General features: G+C 60.0%; 17 protein-coding genes. 13 read left to right on the top strand and 4 right to left on the bottom strand.

Features of this window, described 5'->3' with window-relative positions; translation table 11 throughout:
• Window positions 1-50 precede the first annotated feature (50 nt).
• Entirely contained in the window at window positions 51-1085 is a 1035-nt protein-coding gene (locus tag AB4Z13_RS04480; RefSeq protein ID WP_439014256.1) for a polysaccharide deacetylase family protein, read from the top strand.
• Window positions 1086-1090: 5 nt separating this feature from the next.
• On the opposite strand, the gene pdxH is transcribed toward AB4Z13_RS04480, so the two are convergent.
• The gene (gene pdxH, locus AB4Z13_RS04475; protein ID WP_113323067.1) at window positions 1091-1711 is read right to left on the bottom strand and encodes a pyridoxamine 5'-phosphate oxidase; all 621 of its coding nucleotides are present in this window, start codon (window positions 1709-1711) and stop codon (window positions 1091-1093) included.
• A gap of 64 nt (window positions 1712-1775) precedes the next feature.
• On the opposite strand from pdxH, the gene AB4Z13_RS04470 reads away from it, so the two are divergent.
• The 4 genes from AB4Z13_RS04470 to AB4Z13_RS04455 all read left to right on the top strand — a co-directional run bounded on the left by AB4Z13_RS04470 (window position 1776) and on the right by AB4Z13_RS04455 (window position 5253).
• Window positions 1776-2234, top strand: coding sequence for an RT0821/Lpp0805 family surface protein (locus AB4Z13_RS04470; protein WP_007817961.1), 459 nt, complete (start codon window positions 1776-1778; stop codon window positions 2232-2234).
• 287 nt (window positions 2235-2521) lie between these two features.
• Window positions 2522-3691, top strand: a complete 1170-nt coding sequence (locus AB4Z13_RS04465; protein WP_439014255.1) for a DnaJ C-terminal domain-containing protein — start codon at window positions 2522-2524, stop codon at window positions 3689-3691.
• A gap of 122 nt (window positions 3692-3813) precedes the next feature.
• Window positions 3814-4632 carry an enoyl-ACP reductase FabI gene (fabI, locus tag AB4Z13_RS04460; protein ID WP_007817957.1) on the top strand — a complete coding sequence of 273 codons (819 nt, stop codon included), beginning with the start codon at window positions 3814-3816 and terminating at the stop codon, window positions 4630-4632.
• 30 nt (window positions 4633-4662) lie between these two features.
• A complete protein-coding gene (locus AB4Z13_RS04455; protein WP_007817956.1) occupies window positions 4663-5253 on the top strand; it encodes a histidine phosphatase family protein in 591 nt (196 codons plus the stop codon).
• A gap of 16 nt (window positions 5254-5269) precedes the next feature.
• Here AB4Z13_RS04455 and AB4Z13_RS04450 read toward each other — a convergent pair whose 3' ends face one another.
• Entirely contained in the window at window positions 5270-5530 is a 261-nt protein-coding gene (locus AB4Z13_RS04450; protein WP_439014254.1) for a DUF1344 domain-containing protein, read from the bottom strand.
• 246 nt (window positions 5531-5776) lie between these two features.
• On the opposite strand from AB4Z13_RS04450, the gene AB4Z13_RS04445 reads away from it, so the two are divergent.
• The 3 genes from AB4Z13_RS04445 to ribB all read left to right on the top strand — a co-directional run bounded on the left by AB4Z13_RS04445 (window position 5777) and on the right by ribB (window position 11338).
• On the top strand, window positions 5777-8950 hold the full coding sequence (locus AB4Z13_RS04445) for an EAL domain-containing protein (RefSeq protein ID WP_439014253.1): 3174 nt from the start codon (window positions 5777-5779) through the stop codon (window positions 8948-8950).
• 175 nt (window positions 8951-9125) lie between these two features.
• Complete coding sequence (aroC, locus tag AB4Z13_RS04440) at window positions 9126-10223, top strand: chorismate synthase (protein WP_439014252.1); 1098 nt, start codon at window positions 9126-9128, stop codon at window positions 10221-10223.
• Between the two features lie 11 nt (window positions 10224-10234).
• The gene (ribB, locus tag AB4Z13_RS04435; RefSeq protein WP_439014251.1) at window positions 10235-11338 is read left to right on the top strand and encodes a 3,4-dihydroxy-2-butanone-4-phosphate synthase; all 1104 of its coding nucleotides are present in this window, start codon (window positions 10235-10237) and stop codon (window positions 11336-11338) included.
• Between the two features lie 33 nt (window positions 11339-11371).
• Here ribB and AB4Z13_RS04430 read toward each other — a convergent pair whose 3' ends face one another.
• Window positions 11372-12562 (bottom strand): winged helix-turn-helix domain-containing protein, encoded by a 1191-nt coding sequence (locus AB4Z13_RS04430; RefSeq protein ID WP_439014250.1) that lies wholly within the window; start codon window positions 12560-12562, stop codon window positions 11372-11374.
• Window positions 12563-12687: 125 nt separating this feature from the next.
• Between AB4Z13_RS04430 and AB4Z13_RS04425 the strand changes: the two genes are divergently transcribed.
• The 3 genes from AB4Z13_RS04425 to AB4Z13_RS04415 are packed head-to-tail and all read left to right on the top strand — an operon-like array spanning window position 12688 to window position 14557.
• Complete coding sequence (locus AB4Z13_RS04425) at window positions 12688-13362, top strand: energy-coupling factor ABC transporter ATP-binding protein (RefSeq protein WP_439014249.1); 675 nt, start codon at window positions 12688-12690, stop codon at window positions 13360-13362.
• On the top strand, window positions 13362-13970 hold the full coding sequence (locus AB4Z13_RS04420; RefSeq protein WP_439014248.1) for a CbiQ family ECF transporter T component: 609 nt from the start codon (window positions 13362-13364) through the stop codon (window positions 13968-13970). Before AB4Z13_RS04425 ends, AB4Z13_RS04420 begins: the two co-directional genes overlap by 1 nt.
• A gap of 23 nt (window positions 13971-13993) precedes the next feature.
• The gene (locus AB4Z13_RS04415; RefSeq protein WP_439014247.1) at window positions 13994-14557 is read left to right on the top strand and encodes a biotin transporter BioY; all 564 of its coding nucleotides are present in this window, start codon (window positions 13994-13996) and stop codon (window positions 14555-14557) included.
• Here the strand turns inward: AB4Z13_RS04415 and AB4Z13_RS04410 are convergent.
• Window positions 14554-14955, bottom strand: coding sequence for an acyl-CoA thioesterase (locus AB4Z13_RS04410; RefSeq protein WP_113323057.1), 402 nt, complete (start codon window positions 14953-14955; stop codon window positions 14554-14556). The two genes, AB4Z13_RS04415 and AB4Z13_RS04410, sit on opposite strands and share 4 nt — an antisense overlap.
• Before the next feature lie 186 nt (window positions 14956-15141).
• On the opposite strand from AB4Z13_RS04410, the gene AB4Z13_RS04405 reads away from it, so the two are divergent.
• Both AB4Z13_RS04405 and AB4Z13_RS04400 read left to right on the top strand, forming a co-directional pair.
• Window positions 15142-16077, top strand: coding sequence for a histone deacetylase family protein (locus AB4Z13_RS04405; RefSeq protein ID WP_439014246.1), 936 nt, complete (start codon window positions 15142-15144; stop codon window positions 16075-16077).
• A 2-nt stretch (window positions 16078-16079) separates the two neighbouring features.
• Entirely contained in the window at window positions 16080-16331 is a 252-nt protein-coding gene (locus tag AB4Z13_RS04400; RefSeq protein ID WP_047613900.1) for an exodeoxyribonuclease VII small subunit, read from the top strand.
• The last annotated feature ends 25 nt before the right edge of the window (window positions 16332-16356 follow it).

Raw genomic sequence — 16356 nt, 5'->3', positions numbered from 1 at the left:
CGGCATTGATAGTCTGTGTGACACGATTACAAAGCGGGGTCACGGAAAAAATGGGGCAGTGGAAGCGGCGTCTGAAGCGCATCGCGATCGGCGGCGGGCTGGAAGCGGCCTGGCTGGCGAATGCCGCCGGGCTCATGAAAGAGGCCTGCGGACGCGTCGTCATCTTCACACTCCATCATGTACGTCCGCATATCGCCCAACCGTTCGAGCCAAACCAACATCTTGAAATCACGCCGGAATTTCTAGACGCGGCGCTTCGGCGGCTGAAGCGGAGCGGCTATCGTTTCGTGCCGCTCGATGCGGTGCCCTCCCTCTTGTCGGACGCGCAGGACGATCGCCTGTTCGCCGCCTTCACGCTGGATGATGGGTATCGCAACAATTTCGTCCATGCCCTGCCCGTTTTCGAACGGCATGGCGCACCCTTTACGGTTTTCATTGCGCAAGGCTTTGCCGAAGGCTCGCACAGCATCTGGTGGGAGACGCTGGCGCTGCTGCTCGGCAGGGAGAACAGCATCGAGTTCAATTTCGGCCTAGGCAGAGAGAGGCTGGCGCTCGATACGCCCGTCCGGAAATGGGACGCCTTCGACCGGCTTGCCGAGTTTATCCACAGGCAAGACGAGAGCCGCGCCATCTCGGAGGTGGATGCGCTGGCGCGGCGCCACGGTATAGAGCCGGTCGATATCACGCGGGAACTGGTCATGGAGCCACAGGAATTGCGCGAGCTCGCGGCAAGCCCGCTCGCCAGTCTCGGCGCCCATACGATCAGCCATCGGGCGCTTGCCCGCCTGCCGCATGCGGAAGCTCGGATCGAGATGGAAATCTCGGTCGATTATGTCGAGTCGATCACCGGCACCCGCCCCCGGACGATCGCTTTTCCCTACGGCACGCCCGAGGCAGCAACGGGCCGCGAAGCGGACCTTGCGGCAAAGCTCGGATTTGCCGTCGCGGTAACAACGCAGCCAGGCTTTCCGACCGCAAGCTTGCCCACCTATATGCCGCGCATCTCGCTCAACGGCTTTTACCAAAAGCCACGCTATGTTTCGGCGCTGGCATCAGGCATTCCATTGAAACTGCTCGGGAAATAAGCCCTTTACGGATACATTCGCACCTTGTCCCAGGCCCCCTCAGGCGTCGGTCGGCGAAACTCGACGCGGTCGTGCAGTCGGAACTTCTGGTCTTTCCAGAACTCGATCGAGGTCGGGCGGATCCGGAAGCCGGACCAGTAAGACGGGCGCGGGATGTCGCCGATGGCGTAACGCGCCGTATATTCGGCAACGGCCTTTTCCAGCGCGAAGCGGCTTTCGAGCGGGCGCGACTGCTTGGAAGCCCAGGCGCCGATACGGCTGCCGCGGGCGCGGGTCGCAAAATAAGCGTCGGCCTCGGCATCGGTGACCAATTCGACAGGGCCGCGAATGCGCACCTGGCGGCGCAGCGTTTTCCAGTGGAAACACATGGCGGCTTTCTTCTGCCCCAAGATTTCGCGACCTTTCCGGCTCTCGAAATTCGTGTAGAAGACGAATCCGTCGGTATCGAAACCCTTCAGGAGAACCATGCGGACATTGGGCAGCCCATCTTCATCGACCGTCGCGAGCGCGACAGCATTGGGGTCGTTGACTTCGGAAGCCTCCGCCTCCTTCAGCCATTCCCCAAAGAGCTTGAAGGGCTCTTCACTTTCGGTAAAGTCACCACCTGTTAACCCGTTTTCCGACATATTAATTCAAATCCCGCGGTTTATGAAAACTGACCCAGCTTTCGAAGCTGGGGAAGGATACAGGGTGGAAGTCATAGCAAAGACACATCGCCATACAAAGGGTTCGCTGCGCCGCAGCTTCAGGCTCTCCATCGTCGGTATCGCGATTCTGTCACTTTCCGGCTGCGTGGCCGGAGGGTTCGATTTCCTGAGTTCGTCAAAGGTGGACCGTTCGGTTGCGACCGGCACGGTGCCGCAGCCAGCGCCCAGCACCGATACGCTTTCCGACGAGATGACGGTGCGCAACGCCGTGACGTCTGCCGATATCCAGAAGCTCGAAGGACAGCCGCTTCCCTGGGCCAATGCGTCCACCGGCAGCGCCGGCATCATCGACACGATCGTGGAGAATAATGACGCCGGCCAGGTTTGCCGCCAGTTCCGCACGACGCGGCATTCCTATGTCGGCATCGCCAAATTCTACGGCAAGACCTGCCTTGTCGGTGGCGGCAACTGGCAGCTTCTGAGCTTCCAGCCGGAAAGCTGATCCCACTGTCCACCTGTTCCGGCACGATGCGCCCCTGACACGTCAGGGTTAATGTGCCGTGCCGATTCGCCTCAATGTTTAGTGAAAGGCTAACCATTCGCGGCAAAACACCCCATATCCAACTTCGGAAATAAGAAGTGATTAGCAACTCTACCGCACGATCGCCCAACGAGCGGGCTTTCCTGTCGCGAGAGCGAACCGGACGGCGCGTCATGAGTTGAGATTCGGTTTCCGGGAACGGCCACGAGGAACATGCCTCCCGGATTGCGACAGCGGTGGTGCGAACAATGCGTGATCCATACAAGGTGCTGGGCGTCAAGCGCGACGCAGGAGCAGACGAAATCAAGACTGCCTGGCGCAACATGGCCAAGGCCGTGCATCCTGATCACAATCAGGGCGACCCGACGGCGACCGCACGTTTCGCCGAGATCGGCCGCGCCTATGAAACGTTGAAAGATCCGAGAAAGCGTAATCTCTTCGACAGCGCCGTGCGCATGGCAGAAGCCAAGAAGCAGGAACAGACGATCATGCAGCAGCGCCAGGCTGCCCGTGAGGCCGCCGTCCGCGCCAGGGCCGCGCAGGCCAATGCCGAGCGCGTGATGGAAGAGCTTGCGCGCGCCAATGCCAATGCGCAGAAGGCCGCAGCAGCAGGTGCCAAACCGCAGCAGGCAGGCACAACCGAAGCCGCAGAAGAGATGGTCGAACGCATTTTTGGCGCACAGGCGCAATCTCACGCCCAGCAGGCACATTCTCAGCAAGCACAAGCCAGGCCGCATGCAGCCGAGGCGGCCAAGCAGCCGGAACAGGAAACAGCGGAATCCGAAACCGCCAGGGCGGAGGACGAGCAGACCGAGTCCACCACCGGCACTGGCGCCAACATGTCGCTACCGCTCAGCCTGCTGACCTCGCTCGTGCGCCGCTTCACCGGCGCCGGCCAGCCAGGCCTTGAGAAGGCGCCGGATGAGGTGGCGACCGCAACCGTGACGATCGAAGACATCATGAAGGGAAGCTGGACGACAGTTTCCCTTCCGGAGGGCCGCGAAGTCGGCTTCGCCCTTCCGGCCGGCACGACTGAAGGCCATCAGGTCCGGCTCAAAGGGCAAGGATTCAAGCTGCCGGGCATGCAACGCGGCGACGCCGTCATCAATATCCACATCGCGCCCGATCCGCGCTTTACCGTCGATGGCTTCGACGTGCATGCCGTGCTGCCGCTCAACATCGAAAACGCAGTGCTTGGCACCGAGGCGCGCGTTGACGGTCCGCAGGGACCGCTCAATGTGACAGTCCCTGCCTGGTCCGGCTCCGACAAGACTATCCGCATTCCCGACCAAGGTCTGCCTAACGACAGCGGCGGAAAAGGCGATCTCGTCGTCGAATTGCGTATTATGTTGTGGGAAAAACCCGACGCTAAAGTCACTGATCTCATGCGGAGCATGCGTGAAGGGCTGTTTTTATGAAATTTCGGTGACAATCGCACCCTTTGTTACGATCCCTAACAGTTGATGATCTTGGGCCTGCTTGAACCGATTAACGGCCTATGCCATAGGCAGGATCATCAGAATTCCTAGGGAAGCGAAATATGGCTCAAGCATCCGGCCTCATGGCAGGCAAACGCGGCGTCATCATGGGTGTCGCCAACAATCGTTCGATTGCGTGGGGTATTGCCAAGGCCATTCATGCGCAGGGCGGAGAAGTTGCCTTCACTTACCAGGGCGATGCCTTGAAGAAGCGCGTGGAGCCGCTGGCTGCCGAAATCGGCGCCGTCATGGTCGGCCATTGCGATGTCAGCGATGAATCCACGATCGATGCCGTTTTCGAAAACGTCGAGAAGCTGTGGGGCAAGATCGATTTCATCGTGCACGCGATCGGCTTTTCCGACAAGGACGAGCTGACGGGCCGTTACGTCGATACGTCGGCCGACAACTTCGCAAAGACCATGCAGATCTCCGTCTACTCCTTCACCTCGGTCGCTCGCCGCGCCGAGAAGCTGATGACGGAAGGCGGTTCGATGCTCACCCTCACATATTACGGTGCTGAAAAGGTGATGCCGAACTACAATGTCATGGGCGTCGCCAAGGCGGCTCTTGAAGCCAGCGTGAAGTATCTCGCCGTCGACCTCGGACCGAAGAACATCCGCGTCAACGCTGTTTCGGCAGGCCCGATCAAGACGCTTGCTGCCTCCGGCATCGGCGATTTCCGCTACATCCTCAAATGGAACGAGTATAATGCGCCGTTGCGCCGTACCGTGACCATCGAGGAAGTGGGCGATGTCGGCCTCTACCTTCTCTCGGACCTGTCCCGTTCGGTGACGGGTGAAGTACATCATGCCGACAGCGGCTATCATGTCATCGGCATGAAGGCTGTGGACGCGCCTGATATTTCTGTCATCAAGGACTGAGGCGTCCTCCCCCAAGCGGAGCCGATCCCCGTGCTCATCTATGTGATCAGACACGGCCAGACCGACTGGAACGCGGAACGCCGTCTGCAGGGGCAGAAGGATATTCCGATCAATGCGATCGGCCGCGAACAGGCAAAACAGAACGGGATCGCCCTTGCGGCGGTCCTGAAGGGCGAAGATACGGAATTCGATTTCGTCGCAAGCCCGCTCGGGCGCACGCGCGAGACCATGGAGATCATGCGATCGGCCATGGGGCTCCCGCCCAAGGATTACCGAACCGACGAACGTCTGGTCGAAGTCTCCTTTGGCGACTGGGAAGGCTATACGCTAAAGCAGCTCAGGGCCTCGCAGGCCGAGAGAGTGACGGAACGCAACATCAACAAGTGGGATTTCATTCCGCCGGGCGAAGATGCGGAAAGCTACGAGATCATGTCGTGGCGGACCGGCGCATGGCTGAATTCAGTCGACCGGCCGACCGTCTGCGTCACCCATGGCGGCGTCATCAGAAGCTTGTTCAAGATAATCTCCAACCTGCCGAAGGACGTCGCCTCTGAGGGCGAAATCCCGCAGGACCGGATTTTGAAAATCGAGACGTCGCAGAGCCTGATCGGCTGGATCTAGCCCAAATGCGGCTTGCCTACTTGACGATGTCGAGATCGTTGATGACGCGCTTGCCGTCGACTTCTGTATAGAAAATCACCACCTTGACGCCGACCTTCAGGCCTTCGAAATCGAATTCCTCGGGCGCCTGATAGGTCTTGCCATCATCGAGCGTCAGGACAAGATTGGCCGTATCGACCTTCTTGATCGTCGCCTCGACATCGGCGCTCTCGGCAAAACTGCTCATGGGTGAAAGAAAATTTGCCGTGGCCAGAAGCGTAGCAATAACGAAACGCATGTCGGCAATCCCTTTGAAACGCTGCCATTGATATCGAGTGGCCACAGATAAACTCCTGAATATGGCGAAAATTGCCCGGAAGAATGGCTTTCGGCGCCCAATTGATGAATAGGATTTTACGGATAATCAAGAGGCTCGATTAACCGTCATTTTCTCTCTGTTTACGCGATTTAGCGGCCGCGAATGCGCGCAATCGTAAATTAACTCCTGCCCCCTAAAGTCGGCCCGAATGTAGGGGTATGTGATTTGCAATTCCGGCTGAGCAACGGCAACCAGCTGCGGCGTGTTCTGAAGAATACGCGTGTCTCGCTGCTGGTTTCAGCCCTCGTGGCCATTGTCGTAATTGCCGTCGGCTTTGCACTCGACAGAGCAAATACTGCCGCCCATCTGCGCGAGCTGCAAATCCGTACTGAAAACGAGACGAACCTGATCCGTGCCCGCATGATGGCGCAGATCAATATGGACATTACCGCCGTCCGCGACCTTTCCAACCTGATCTCACTCGGCACGCAGGCCAACGAGGTCGAGATGGAGCGGCAGATCAACTGGCTGCTGATCCAGAACCCACATTTCATCCATATTGCGGTCGCGCCCGATTTCATCGTCAAGTCGGTCTATCCGGCGCAATCCGGTCGAGACAGGATCGGCAAGGATGTGCGCGAGCGGCTGATGGAGCGCATGTCGATCAGCCGCAATACCGGCGACCAGTCGGCGCGCTTCTACGGTCCCTTCAAGACGGCGGATGCAGAAAACGCCTTCGCGATCTTCTTCCCGGTTTTCGTCAAGCAGAACGGCCAGCGTCGCATCTGGGGCGCGGTCGAGGTGGTCATCGACCAGAACATGTTCTACGAGGCGACCGGCCTGAAGCCCGCGCGCAACAGCGAAAACCAGGAGCGCTATCCGCATCTCGACCATTTGTCGATCGCGGTGCGTGACATCGGCATTCCGGACGAAACGGCCGCGCCCTTCTTCGGCCCTTCCAATATCTACGAGAACGATCCGCTTCGCCGCAAAATCAACTTCGCGGGCGGGCGATGGGAACTGGCGGCAGTGCCGAACTCCGGCTGGCATGCGGTTCCCAATAATCAGCGTGAACTGCGATTGATCATCGTCGCCGCAGGCTGCGTGATCATCATCCCGATCTTTTTCGCCACGTTGCTGCTTGGCGAACGCAACCGCAACATCACGCAGCTCGAGGCCCGGGAAGCCAAACTTATGGAACTGTCGCAGCGCCTCAACCTGGCGCTGGAATCTTCCCGGATCGGCATATGGGAGCTGCAGGAAAACGCCACCAACCTTGCCTGGGATGCACGCGCATCCACCCTTCACGGCCTCAAAGCGATCGAAGGCAGCCGGCCACTGGAAGTGTGGCTTTCGACTATCGTGCCGGAAGACCGCGAAATCGCCGAGGTTCATTTCTTCGGTTGCAGCATCGCTGGAGAAGCCTGCACCGCGCAATACAGGGTGATGCGGGACGATGGCCGCATCCGCCATCTGCGTTCCATCGGCGCCTTCTATACGGATGCCGGCGGCACAGGAAAGACGATCGGCATCGTCTGGGACGTGACAGCCGATGCGGAAGTCACCAACACGCTTCGCCTTGCCAAGGAAACGAGCGAGCTCAAGAATGCCGAGCTGGAACTCGCGCTGGAAGAACTTTCAAGCCGCGAGGCGGAGCTCTCCGAACTCTCCGGCAAGCTCGATCTGGCCCTCGATTCCTATCAATGCGGCATCTGGGAGGCAATTCTCGGCAAGAGCGGCTCGATCTGGGACGAGCGCATGCACGAGCTCTACGGGTTGAAGCAGAGCAATGCCTTCGTGACCGAGGACGCATGGCTCTCCTGCATTCACCCCGATGACCGCGGGCTGGCGCTCGAAAGCGCCGGGCATTTCAGGCAGCTCGGAGACACGCATACGCTGGTCTGCCGCGTGCCGGACGAAAATGGCGGCGTGCGCTACGTGCGTTCCGTCGGAAAGGTGCACCGCACGCCGACCGGCGAGATGAAGATCATCGGCATCGCCTTCGATTCGACCGAGGATGCATTGATGACGCTGCGCCTCAAGGCCGCGAAGGATGAGGCGATCACCAAGAACATCGAGCTGGAACTCGCAAAGAACAGGATCGAGCACAATTCCCTGCACGACCCGCTGACCTCGCTTGCCAACCGTCGCAAGCTCGATATCGCGCTGGAAAACCTGACGGATGCCGGCCATAGCGACCGGCAGAAATTTGCGATCCTGCATATCGACCTCGACCGCTTCAAGGAAATCAACGACACGCTGGGACATGCAGCCGGCGATGCGATGCTGGTCCATGCTTCACGCGTGCTTTCCAGAAATCTGCGTGACAGCGATGTCGTTGCGCGTATCGGCGGCGACGAGTTCGTCATCCTCTCCTTCGACGTGGGCGACAAGGAGATGGCGGAGCTTGCAGGCCGCGTCATCGAGGAAATGCGCCAGCCCGTCGATTTCCAGGGGTTTCCCTGCCGTTGCGGCGTGTCGATCGGCATTGCACTGGCGAACGGCATTCATGTCGATGCCCGCAAAGTGTTGATCAATGCCGACATCGCGCTCTATCGCGCCAAGAGCCTCGGCCGCAACCGCTTCGAATTCTTCAACCACAATCTGCAGGCCGACATCATTAACAATAAACGCACGGCCGATGAAATCCTTGCCGGCATCGACAATGGCGAGTTCACGGCCTGGTACCAGCCGCAATTCTGCGCGCGGACGATGAAGCTGACGGGCGTCGAGGCGCTGGTGCGCTGGCGCCATCCCTCCAAGGGCTTGCTCACCCCGGACAAATTCCTGCGCATTGCCGATGAGATCAACGTCGTGCAGACGCTCGACCGCATCGTCCTGGAAACCGCGCTGCGCGACAAGATGCGCTGGGCTGCGCAGGGCATCTATATACCGAAAGTCTCCGTCAACGTTTCGGCGCGGCGCCTGCATGATGGCAGCCTCCTGGAATCGCTTGGTGACCTGCAGATCCGCCCCGGCGAGATTTCCTTCGAACTGGTGGAATCCATCTTTCTCGACGAAAGCGAGGACGTGGTTTCGCAAAACCTCGAACGGATCAAGGCGCTCGGCATCGATATCGAGATCGACGATTTCGGCACCGGCCACACCTCGATCGTGTCGCTGCTGAAGCTCAAGCCGAAACGGCTGAAGATCGACCGGCAGCTTGTCCAGCCGATCGTCGCATCCTCACAGGAGCGCACGCTCGTCAGTTCCATCATCGAAATCGCCCGTTCGCTCGGTGTGGAGACCGTGGCGGAGGGTGTCGAGACGCTGGCACATGCCGAACTGCTGCGCGATCTCGGCTGCGATCTGCTGCAGGGTTACGCCTTCGCACGTCCCCTTTCCTTCGATGACTTCGCCATTGAGGCGCGCGGCACGGCCTGGCTGCTGGCATCCTAGCGCTGAAGCCGCGGCGGCTATCGGTCGCAAATACGGGAAATACCATTTCCCTGATCGCACCATCAGGCGCAAAGAAAGGCTTTTGCCTGAACGGTTTTTTGGCCTATGAGTGTCGCGCCTTTTCGAGTAATGGCGCGGCCGGTGACGACTGGTTCCGCGCATCCGGCGGGAACACATGTCGCACAATACATTCGGTCATCTCTTCCGTGTAACTACCTGGGGCGAAAGCCATGGGCCGGCGCTCGGCGCCGTCGTCGACGGCTGCCCTCCGGGGCTGCGCTTCAAGCTCGAGGACCTGCAGGTCTGGCTCGACAAGCGTAAGCCCGGCCAGAGCCGTTTCGTCACCCAGCGGCGCGAAGACGACCTGGTGAAAGTTCTCTCGGGCGTGATGATGGACGCCGACGGCGAGACGATGATTTCGACTGGCACACCGATTTCCATGCTGATCGAGAATACCGACCAGCGTTCCAAGGACTATGGCGAGATCGCCCGGCAGTACCGCCCCGGCCATGCCGATTATACCTATGATACCAAATACGGCATCCGCGACTATCGCGGCGGTGGCCGTTCGTCTGCCCGCGAGACTGCTGCCCGCGTGGCGGCCGGCGGCATCGCCCGGCTCGTCGTGCCCGGTGCCACCATCCGCGGGGCGCTAGTGCAGATCGGCAAGCACAAGATCAACCGTGCCAACTGGGACTGGGATCAGGTCGGGCAGAACCCGTTCTTCTCGCCGGACGCCGAGATCGTGCCGGTCTGGGAAGAGTATCTCGACGGCATCCGCAAGGCCGGCTCCTCTATCGGCGCCGTCATCGAAGTGATCGCCGAAGGTGTACCCGCCGGTCTCGGCGCCCCGATCTACGGCAAGCTCGACCAGGATATCGCCTCGCTGCTGATGTCGATCAACGCCGTCAAGGGCGTCGAGATCGGCAACGGCTTTGCCGCCGCAGAGACGAGCGGCGAGGACAATGCCGATGAGATGCGCATGGGCAATGACGGCAAGCCGATCTTCCTGTCCAACAATGCCGGCGGCATCCTCGGGGGCATTTCGACCGGCCAGCCGGTCGTCGCCCGCTTTGCCGTCAAGCCGACCTCTTCCATTCTCACCGAACGGCAGTCGATCGATGCCGACGGCAAGAATGTCGATATCCGCACCAAGGGCCGTCATGACCCCTGCGTTGGCATCCGCGCCGTGCCGATCGGCGAGGCGATGATCGCCTGCGCCATTGCCGACCATTATCTTCGCGACCGCGGCCAAACCGGCCGGCTGAAATAGGAATTTGTCCCATGCCTTATGATCAGAAGCGCGTTGTTGATGCCATCAGGGCTTTCGAAGCCGGCGAAATCGTCGTCGTCATGGATGACAATGATCGTGAAAACGAGGGTGACCTGATCGTTGCCGCAGTGCATGCGACGCCCGAAAAGATGGCCTTCATCGTGCGCCACACGTCAGGCATCGTCTGCGCGCCCATGCCGAAGGAAGAGGCTAAGCGGCTGAACCTCAACGCCATGGTGGCGGAAAACGATTCCGCCCATACGACCGCCTTCACCGTTTCCGTCGACTTCAAGCACGGTACGACAACGGGCATTTCCGCCGACGACCGCACGCTGACGGTACGCAACCTTGCCAACCCGAATGTGGGCGCGTCAGATTTCGTCCGTCCCGGCCACATCTTTCCGCTGGTCTCCCGCGAAGGCGGTGTGCTGATGCGCTCTGGCCATACGGAAGCGGCCGTGGATCTCTGCAAGCTTGCCGGCCTGCCGCCGATCGGCGTCATCTCCGAACTCGTCAATGACGACGGCACGGTGACGCGCGGCCCGCAGGTCGTGGATTTTGCCGAACAGCACGGACTGAAGCTTCTCTCGGTCGCCGACCTCATCGCCTATCGCCAGCGCAAGGAAACGCTGATCGAACTCGGCTCGAGCTTCGATATCGAGACGCCGTTCGGCAAGGCCAAGGCGCATACCTACGCCCTGCCTTGGGATCCGATGCAGCATCTCGCCGTCGTCTTCGGCGATATCAGGGACGGTGTCGATATCCCGGTGCGCCTGCATCCGGAAAACGTCGCCGACGACCTGTTCGGCAAGCGCAAACCGGTCGACTTCTACATGCAGAAAATCGCTGAAGAGGGCCGCGGTATTATCGTCTACCTGCGTGAAGGCTCGGTCGGAGTCGGCCATTACGACAATGGACGCAAGGCGCGCGGCCAGGGCCGCGAGGCCCATGCCGAAGCGCAGACGCGCGACAGCGAATGGCTGGAAATTGGCCTCGGCGCACAGATCCTCAGGGATCTCGGCGTCAGCTCGATCAAGCTGATGACCAGCCGCGAGCGGCATTATGTCGGCCTGGAAGGATTTGGGATCAAGATTTCCAAGACGGAAATCTGCTGACTAGCTATCCCTTCTCCCGTCGGGGAGAAGGGATTACCCTTTCCAGCGGTCGTGATAGACGACGTTCTCCACGCCGGCGAAGCGCGCTAAGCGATCCAACTCGGCTTCCAGCTTTTCCAGCCGCCCTGCGGATGCTTTCACGCGTGGCTCAAGCCATAGGCGCTTGACATCCAGTGTGCCCTTCTTCCTGTCCGCCTTCATATCGATACGGCCGATGAGCCTGTCGCCTTCCAGGAGCGGGAAAACGTAATAGCCGTATTCCCGCTTCGGCTCCGGCACGAAGATCTCGATACGATAGAAGAAGCCGAAAAGACGCTCTGTCCGGTTTCTGTCCCGGATCATCGGATCAAACGGGCTGAGCACCCGGATTCGCGGTGGCGCTTCCGGATAAGCGTCTGTCGTTCCAAGGAAATCGGCAAAGGCCCATGAGGCCCGTGGCTTACCGCCGAGAGCCGGTTCGATCATCACTTCGATCAGCTCATCCCTGTTTTCGGCAACCCAGGCCTTGGCTTCATCAGGCGAGAGCAGATCCCAGAAGGCGGCGATTTCGCCGTGTGTGGCAAAGCCCAGACGGGTAAGCGCGCTGCGGCAGGCCCAGTCCACGAAATCCCCACGGCTGACCTCAGGCTTATGGAATTCGGCGGGAATGACCCGCTCGACGAGATCATAGATCTTCTGGAAGTTGGAGCGGCCGGCGATGGCGAATTTGCCGGTGCGCCAGAAATATTCGAGCGCCGTCTTGTTGGGGTGCCAGTTCCACCAGCCGCCGGAGACGTGGCCGTCCGCCTTCATGTCGCGCGCCAGGATCGCCCCATCCTTGACCACCCGATCATAGGTCTCCTCGAAGGAAGCTTCGAAGCCCTCGCCGCGCCATCTACGCCAGCGCTCGACGAGCGCCAGTTCCTCGTCGCGGAATTTGTGTTTCCAGTATTTGAAGAAGGCGCTCGGCAGGATGGAGGCATCATGCGTCCAGTGTTCGAAGAGCGCACCATCCTTCTCCAGGAGCGCGGTCAGGTGTTCGCGCCGGTATGTCTGATTGCGGGAAAAGAGGATCTGATGATGGGCGCGTTCCACCGTCTGAATGCTATCCACCTGCACAAAGCCGAGGTCGTGAATGAGGTCCAGCAGGCCGGCCTTGGTCAATGCACGGTTCGGAGGCGCGCTCAGCCCCTGCTTGGCGAGAAAGACACGGCGGGCATCGGAATTGGAGAGCAGATTCGTCATGCCGGCATCATAGCGCGGAAAATCTTCCTAGCTACCCGATACGATATTCGAGCCGATTTGATTTTGATCCTTTATCGCGTCGTCACCGCCTTATAGAAGCAGGAGTTCAAACAAGGGGACCAGAGTTGGATATTCGTTTCGAGAGCGCGGGCGCCAGTTTCGGAGCAAGGATCGCGGTCGAGCCGCTGACACTGTCTCTCACCGAAAACCGTCTCGGCGTCATCGGGCTCAACGGTTCGGGCAAAACGACCTTCGCGCGGATGATCAACGGGCTCATGAAACCCACCACGGGCAAAGTCACCGTCAACGGGCGCGATACACTTGAGAAGAAGACGGCGCTTGCCGATGTTGGCTTCATCTTCCAGTCGCCGCAGAACCAGATCATCCTGCCGATCGTCAAGGACGACATCGCTTTCGGACTGAAGGGCCGCGGTTTTAGCAAGGCGGAGATCGATCGAAAGGTTGAGCTGGTGCTGGCACGCTTCAACGCCGAGGAACTCGCCACGCGCCGTGCCCATGAGCTTTCCGGCGGCGAGTTGCAGATCGCGGCGCTCTGCTCGGTGCTGGCAACCGGTCCCCATATCCTGATCCTCGACGAGCCGACCAATCAGCTTGACCTGCGCAACCGCGCGCTCGTGCAGAAGACCATCGATGGGCTCGAAGAAAATGTCGTCGTCATCACCCATGATCTCGAGCTGATATCAGGCTTCGAGCGGGTGTTACTGTTTCATGAGGGCAGGCTGGAGGCCGATGCGCCGGCAGCCGAAGCGATTGCCCGCTACAGGGAGCTCGCCATCTGATGCAGTCGCTTTATGTCGAAGGCAACAGCGCGCTGCACCGGCTTTCGCCGCGGGTAAAGATCTTTTCCCTCTTCCTGCTCGGCGTCGTGTTGTTCCTCGGCGACAATCTTCCGCTGCTTGCCATCGTCACGCTGCTGACGGCGCTGACCTATCGCAGCATCGGCTTGTCGCTGAACGAATCGGCCGTCCGGCTGCGGCCAATCTTGCTGACGATCGTGATCGTGGCACTCTTCACCCTCATCGTCAGTCCGTGGCACGTGGCGCTTGCGACGCTGCTCCGGCTGACAGCGCTGATGCTGTTTGCTGCCGCCGTGACCGCAACGACGACAATCACACAATTCATGGATGAGATAACGGCGCTTGCACGACCGCTGGAACGGATCGGCTGGGTGAAGGCCGACGACATTGGGCTGGCGGTCGGTCTCGTGCTGCGCTTCGTGCCAGAAATCATCGCCCGCTACCATGCGATCAGCGAAGCGCATGCGGCGCGTGGACTGAAGGTGCGACCGGCGACGATCCTTACCCCGCTCATCATTTTAACGCTCAGGGATGCGGATAACATTGCCGCGGCGATTGACGCGCGCGGCATTCGGCGGCATGTCAGTTAACGATTTATGAATTGGAGATCACGATGAGCACGCGCGACCTCGTTCTTGCCGCTCTTTTCGCCGCGATTATCGTGGCTCTCGGCCTGCTGCCGCCCATCTATCTCGGCTTCATCCCGGTGCCGATCACCGCGCAATCGCTCGGCGTCATGATGGCAGGCGTCGTGCTTGGCGCAAGACGCGCCGCGATTGCCGTGCTGATCGTCCTGGTGCTCGTAGCCATCGGGCTGCCGGTGCTTTCGGGTGGCCGCGGTGGATTTGCCGCTTTCGTGGCCCCAACCTCCGGCTTCCTGTTCGGTTGGGTCTTTGCCGCTTTTGTGACGGGCTTCCTCAGTGAACGGCTGGTTCACGGCGATCAGTCCGGCCTCGTCCAGACGGTAAGCTTCTTCCTTGCCGCCATGATCGGCGGCATCGTCGTGCTTTACGCCTTCGGGATCGCCTATCTGGCCCTTGCAGCAAATATCGGCCTGAAGCAGGCCTTTGTGGGCAGCATGGCATTCATCCCAGGTGACGTCATAAAGGCCTTCGTCGCAGCGCTCGTCGGTCGGGCCGTCATGGCCGGTTATCCACTCTTGCGGATTCGCGCTTAATCCAGGAAGCCATAGAGCCAGTCGCGCGTCTCTTCGGGAAGCGAGACTGGCGAGCCGTCGTCGCGGCTGCGCGCCTGCCAGGTGATTTCGACCTCGGCAGCACGCTCGTCGTCAATCTCGGCGGCGATGAGAAAGCCGATGGAGCGCACACCGATCTTGTCGACGCCGGCGGTGAAGGTCACTGCTTCGTGATAGTGCAATGGCCGGTGAAGGATGCAGGACACCTTGGCGGGAGTATAGACAGGCTCGTCCTCCACATCAGGTCTCAATGACCAGAAACCCGCAAGTACGGATTCGGCATAGGAAATATAGGAGGCCAGAAACATCTGGCCGTTCATATCCACATCACGAAACGGTATGCGCAATTCCACCACGTCCGGGCGGTTCGTCTTACTCATTTACAGGTCTGCCTTGCAGGTTATCACTAGGACCCTAGCATGGGGTCCGTCGATGTAAACGAAACAATTAAAATAGCGTAAACGGAGGATGCGGAGCGTTAACCGCGACGATGCAGCGTGTTGAAATCGACACGCTGCGCTCCATCTGCTGTGGATCATGACATTTGCGATCGATAGAGTGCCGGCATGAGCACCCGTCTTTACGAACATCCCATCTTTCTCGAGCACGTGACGCCGTCAGGCCATCCCGAGCGCTCCGACCGCATCCGCGCGCTCAATGTCGCGCTGGAGCATCCGAATTTCGAGCGGCTGGACCGAAAGGAAGCGCCGCAGGCGAATGAAGACGCCGTGCTGCTTGCCCATCCGGAAGAACATCTGATCGCTGTCATGCGGCAGATCCCGGAAGAGGAAGACAAGATCAACCAGCTCGAAGCCGATACCTATGCCAGCCAGAAGAGCCTGCAGGCGGCGCTGACTGGCATAGGCGGGGCGATGGCCGCCGTCGACGACGTGTTCCGCGGCAAGGCCGACAATGTGTTCGTCGCGGCGCGCCCGCCGGGTCACCATGCCGAGAGGATGACGGCGATGGGCTTCTGCTTCTTCAACAATGCGGCGATCGCTGCCCGCCATGCGCAGAAGGCTCACGGCGCCGAACGCGTCGCCATCGTCGATTGGGACGTCCACCACGGCAATGGCACGCAGGATATTTTCTGGGACGATCCCTCCGTGCTTTTCTGCTCCACCCATCAGATGCCGCTTTATCCCGGCACCGGGGCCAAGGATGAAAACGGCGCGCACGGCACGATCGTCAATGCGCCGCTTTCGCCCAATGTCGGCAGCGATCATTTCCGCGAGGCGTTCAAATCGCGCGTGCTGCCGGCGCTCAATGACTTCCGGCCTGATATCATCATTATCTCTGCCGGATTTGACGCCCATCACCGCGATCCGCTGGCGCAGATCAACCTGACCGGCGAGGATTTCGACTGGGCGACGGGACGTCTTCTTGAGGTTGCCGATCGTAGCGCCAATAACCGGGTCGTCAGCCTGCTGGAAGGCGGGTATGATCTGGAGGGACTCGCCGAGTCGGCGGGCATGCATATCCTCAGAATGATGAAGGGTTGAGAATGACTGACAGCGCCAAGCCGGAGGTTTCCGGTCTTTCCTTCGAAAAGGCGGTTGCCGAACTCGAAAGCATCGTTGCCCGGCTGGAACGCGGTGACGTGGCGCTGGATGAATCCATCGAGATCTACGAGCGCGGCGAAGCGCTGAAGAAGCATTGCGAAACGCTGCTTTCGGCCGCCGAAAACCGTATCGAGAAGATCCGTCTTGACCGCGCCGGCAAGCCGCAGGCCGTCGAGCCGCTCGACGGCGCTTAAAGGCGTACCGAAACTCCCTTTCAAG

It is taken from the genome of Rhizobium sp. YAF28, assembly GCF_052113285.1.
Taxonomy (GTDB): domain Bacteria; phylum Pseudomonadota; class Alphaproteobacteria; order Rhizobiales; family Rhizobiaceae; genus Rhizobium.
Note: the sequence above shows the minus strand (reverse complement) of the source record. Positions and strands in the feature narration are given on the sequence as shown.

Bases quoted from the DNA above. Each gene is read 5' to 3' on its own strand.
- AB4Z13_RS04480 (WP_439014256.1), top strand. From the start codon at position 51: ATGGGGCAGTGGAAGCGGCGTCTGAAGCGCATCGCGATCGGCGGCGGG.
- pdxH (WP_113323067.1), bottom strand. From the start codon at position 1,711: ATGTCGGAAAACGGGTTAACAGGTGGTGACTTTACCGAAAGTGAAGAG.
- AB4Z13_RS04465 (WP_439014255.1), top strand. From the start codon at position 2,522: ATGCGTGATCCATACAAGGTGCTGGGCGTCAAGCGCGACGCAGGAGCA.
- fabI (WP_007817957.1), top strand. From the start codon at position 3,814: ATGGCTCAAGCATCCGGCCTCATGGCAGGCAAACGCGGCGTCATCATG.
- AB4Z13_RS04450 (WP_439014254.1), bottom strand. From the start codon at position 5,530: ATGCGTTTCGTTATTGCTACGCTTCTGGCCACGGCAAATTTTCTTTCA.
- aroC (WP_439014252.1), top strand. From the start codon at position 9,126: ATGTCGCACAATACATTCGGTCATCTCTTCCGTGTAACTACCTGGGGC.
- ribB (WP_439014251.1), top strand. From the start codon at position 10,235: ATGCCTTATGATCAGAAGCGCGTTGTTGATGCCATCAGGGCTTTCGAA.
- AB4Z13_RS04430 (WP_439014250.1), bottom strand. From the start codon at position 12,562: ATGACGAATCTGCTCTCCAATTCCGATGCCCGCCGTGTCTTTCTCGCC.
- AB4Z13_RS04420 (WP_439014248.1), top strand. From the start codon at position 13,362: ATGCAGTCGCTTTATGTCGAAGGCAACAGCGCGCTGCACCGGCTTTCG.
- AB4Z13_RS04415 (WP_439014247.1), top strand. From the start codon at position 13,994: ATGAGCACGCGCGACCTCGTTCTTGCCGCTCTTTTCGCCGCGATTATC.
- AB4Z13_RS04410 (WP_113323057.1), bottom strand. From the start codon at position 14,955: ATGAGTAAGACGAACCGCCCGGACGTGGTGGAATTGCGCATACCGTTT.
- AB4Z13_RS04405 (WP_439014246.1), top strand. From the start codon at position 15,142: ATGAGCACCCGTCTTTACGAACATCCCATCTTTCTCGAGCACGTGACG.
- AB4Z13_RS04400 (WP_047613900.1), top strand. From the start codon at position 16,080: ATGACTGACAGCGCCAAGCCGGAGGTTTCCGGTCTTTCCTTCGAAAAG.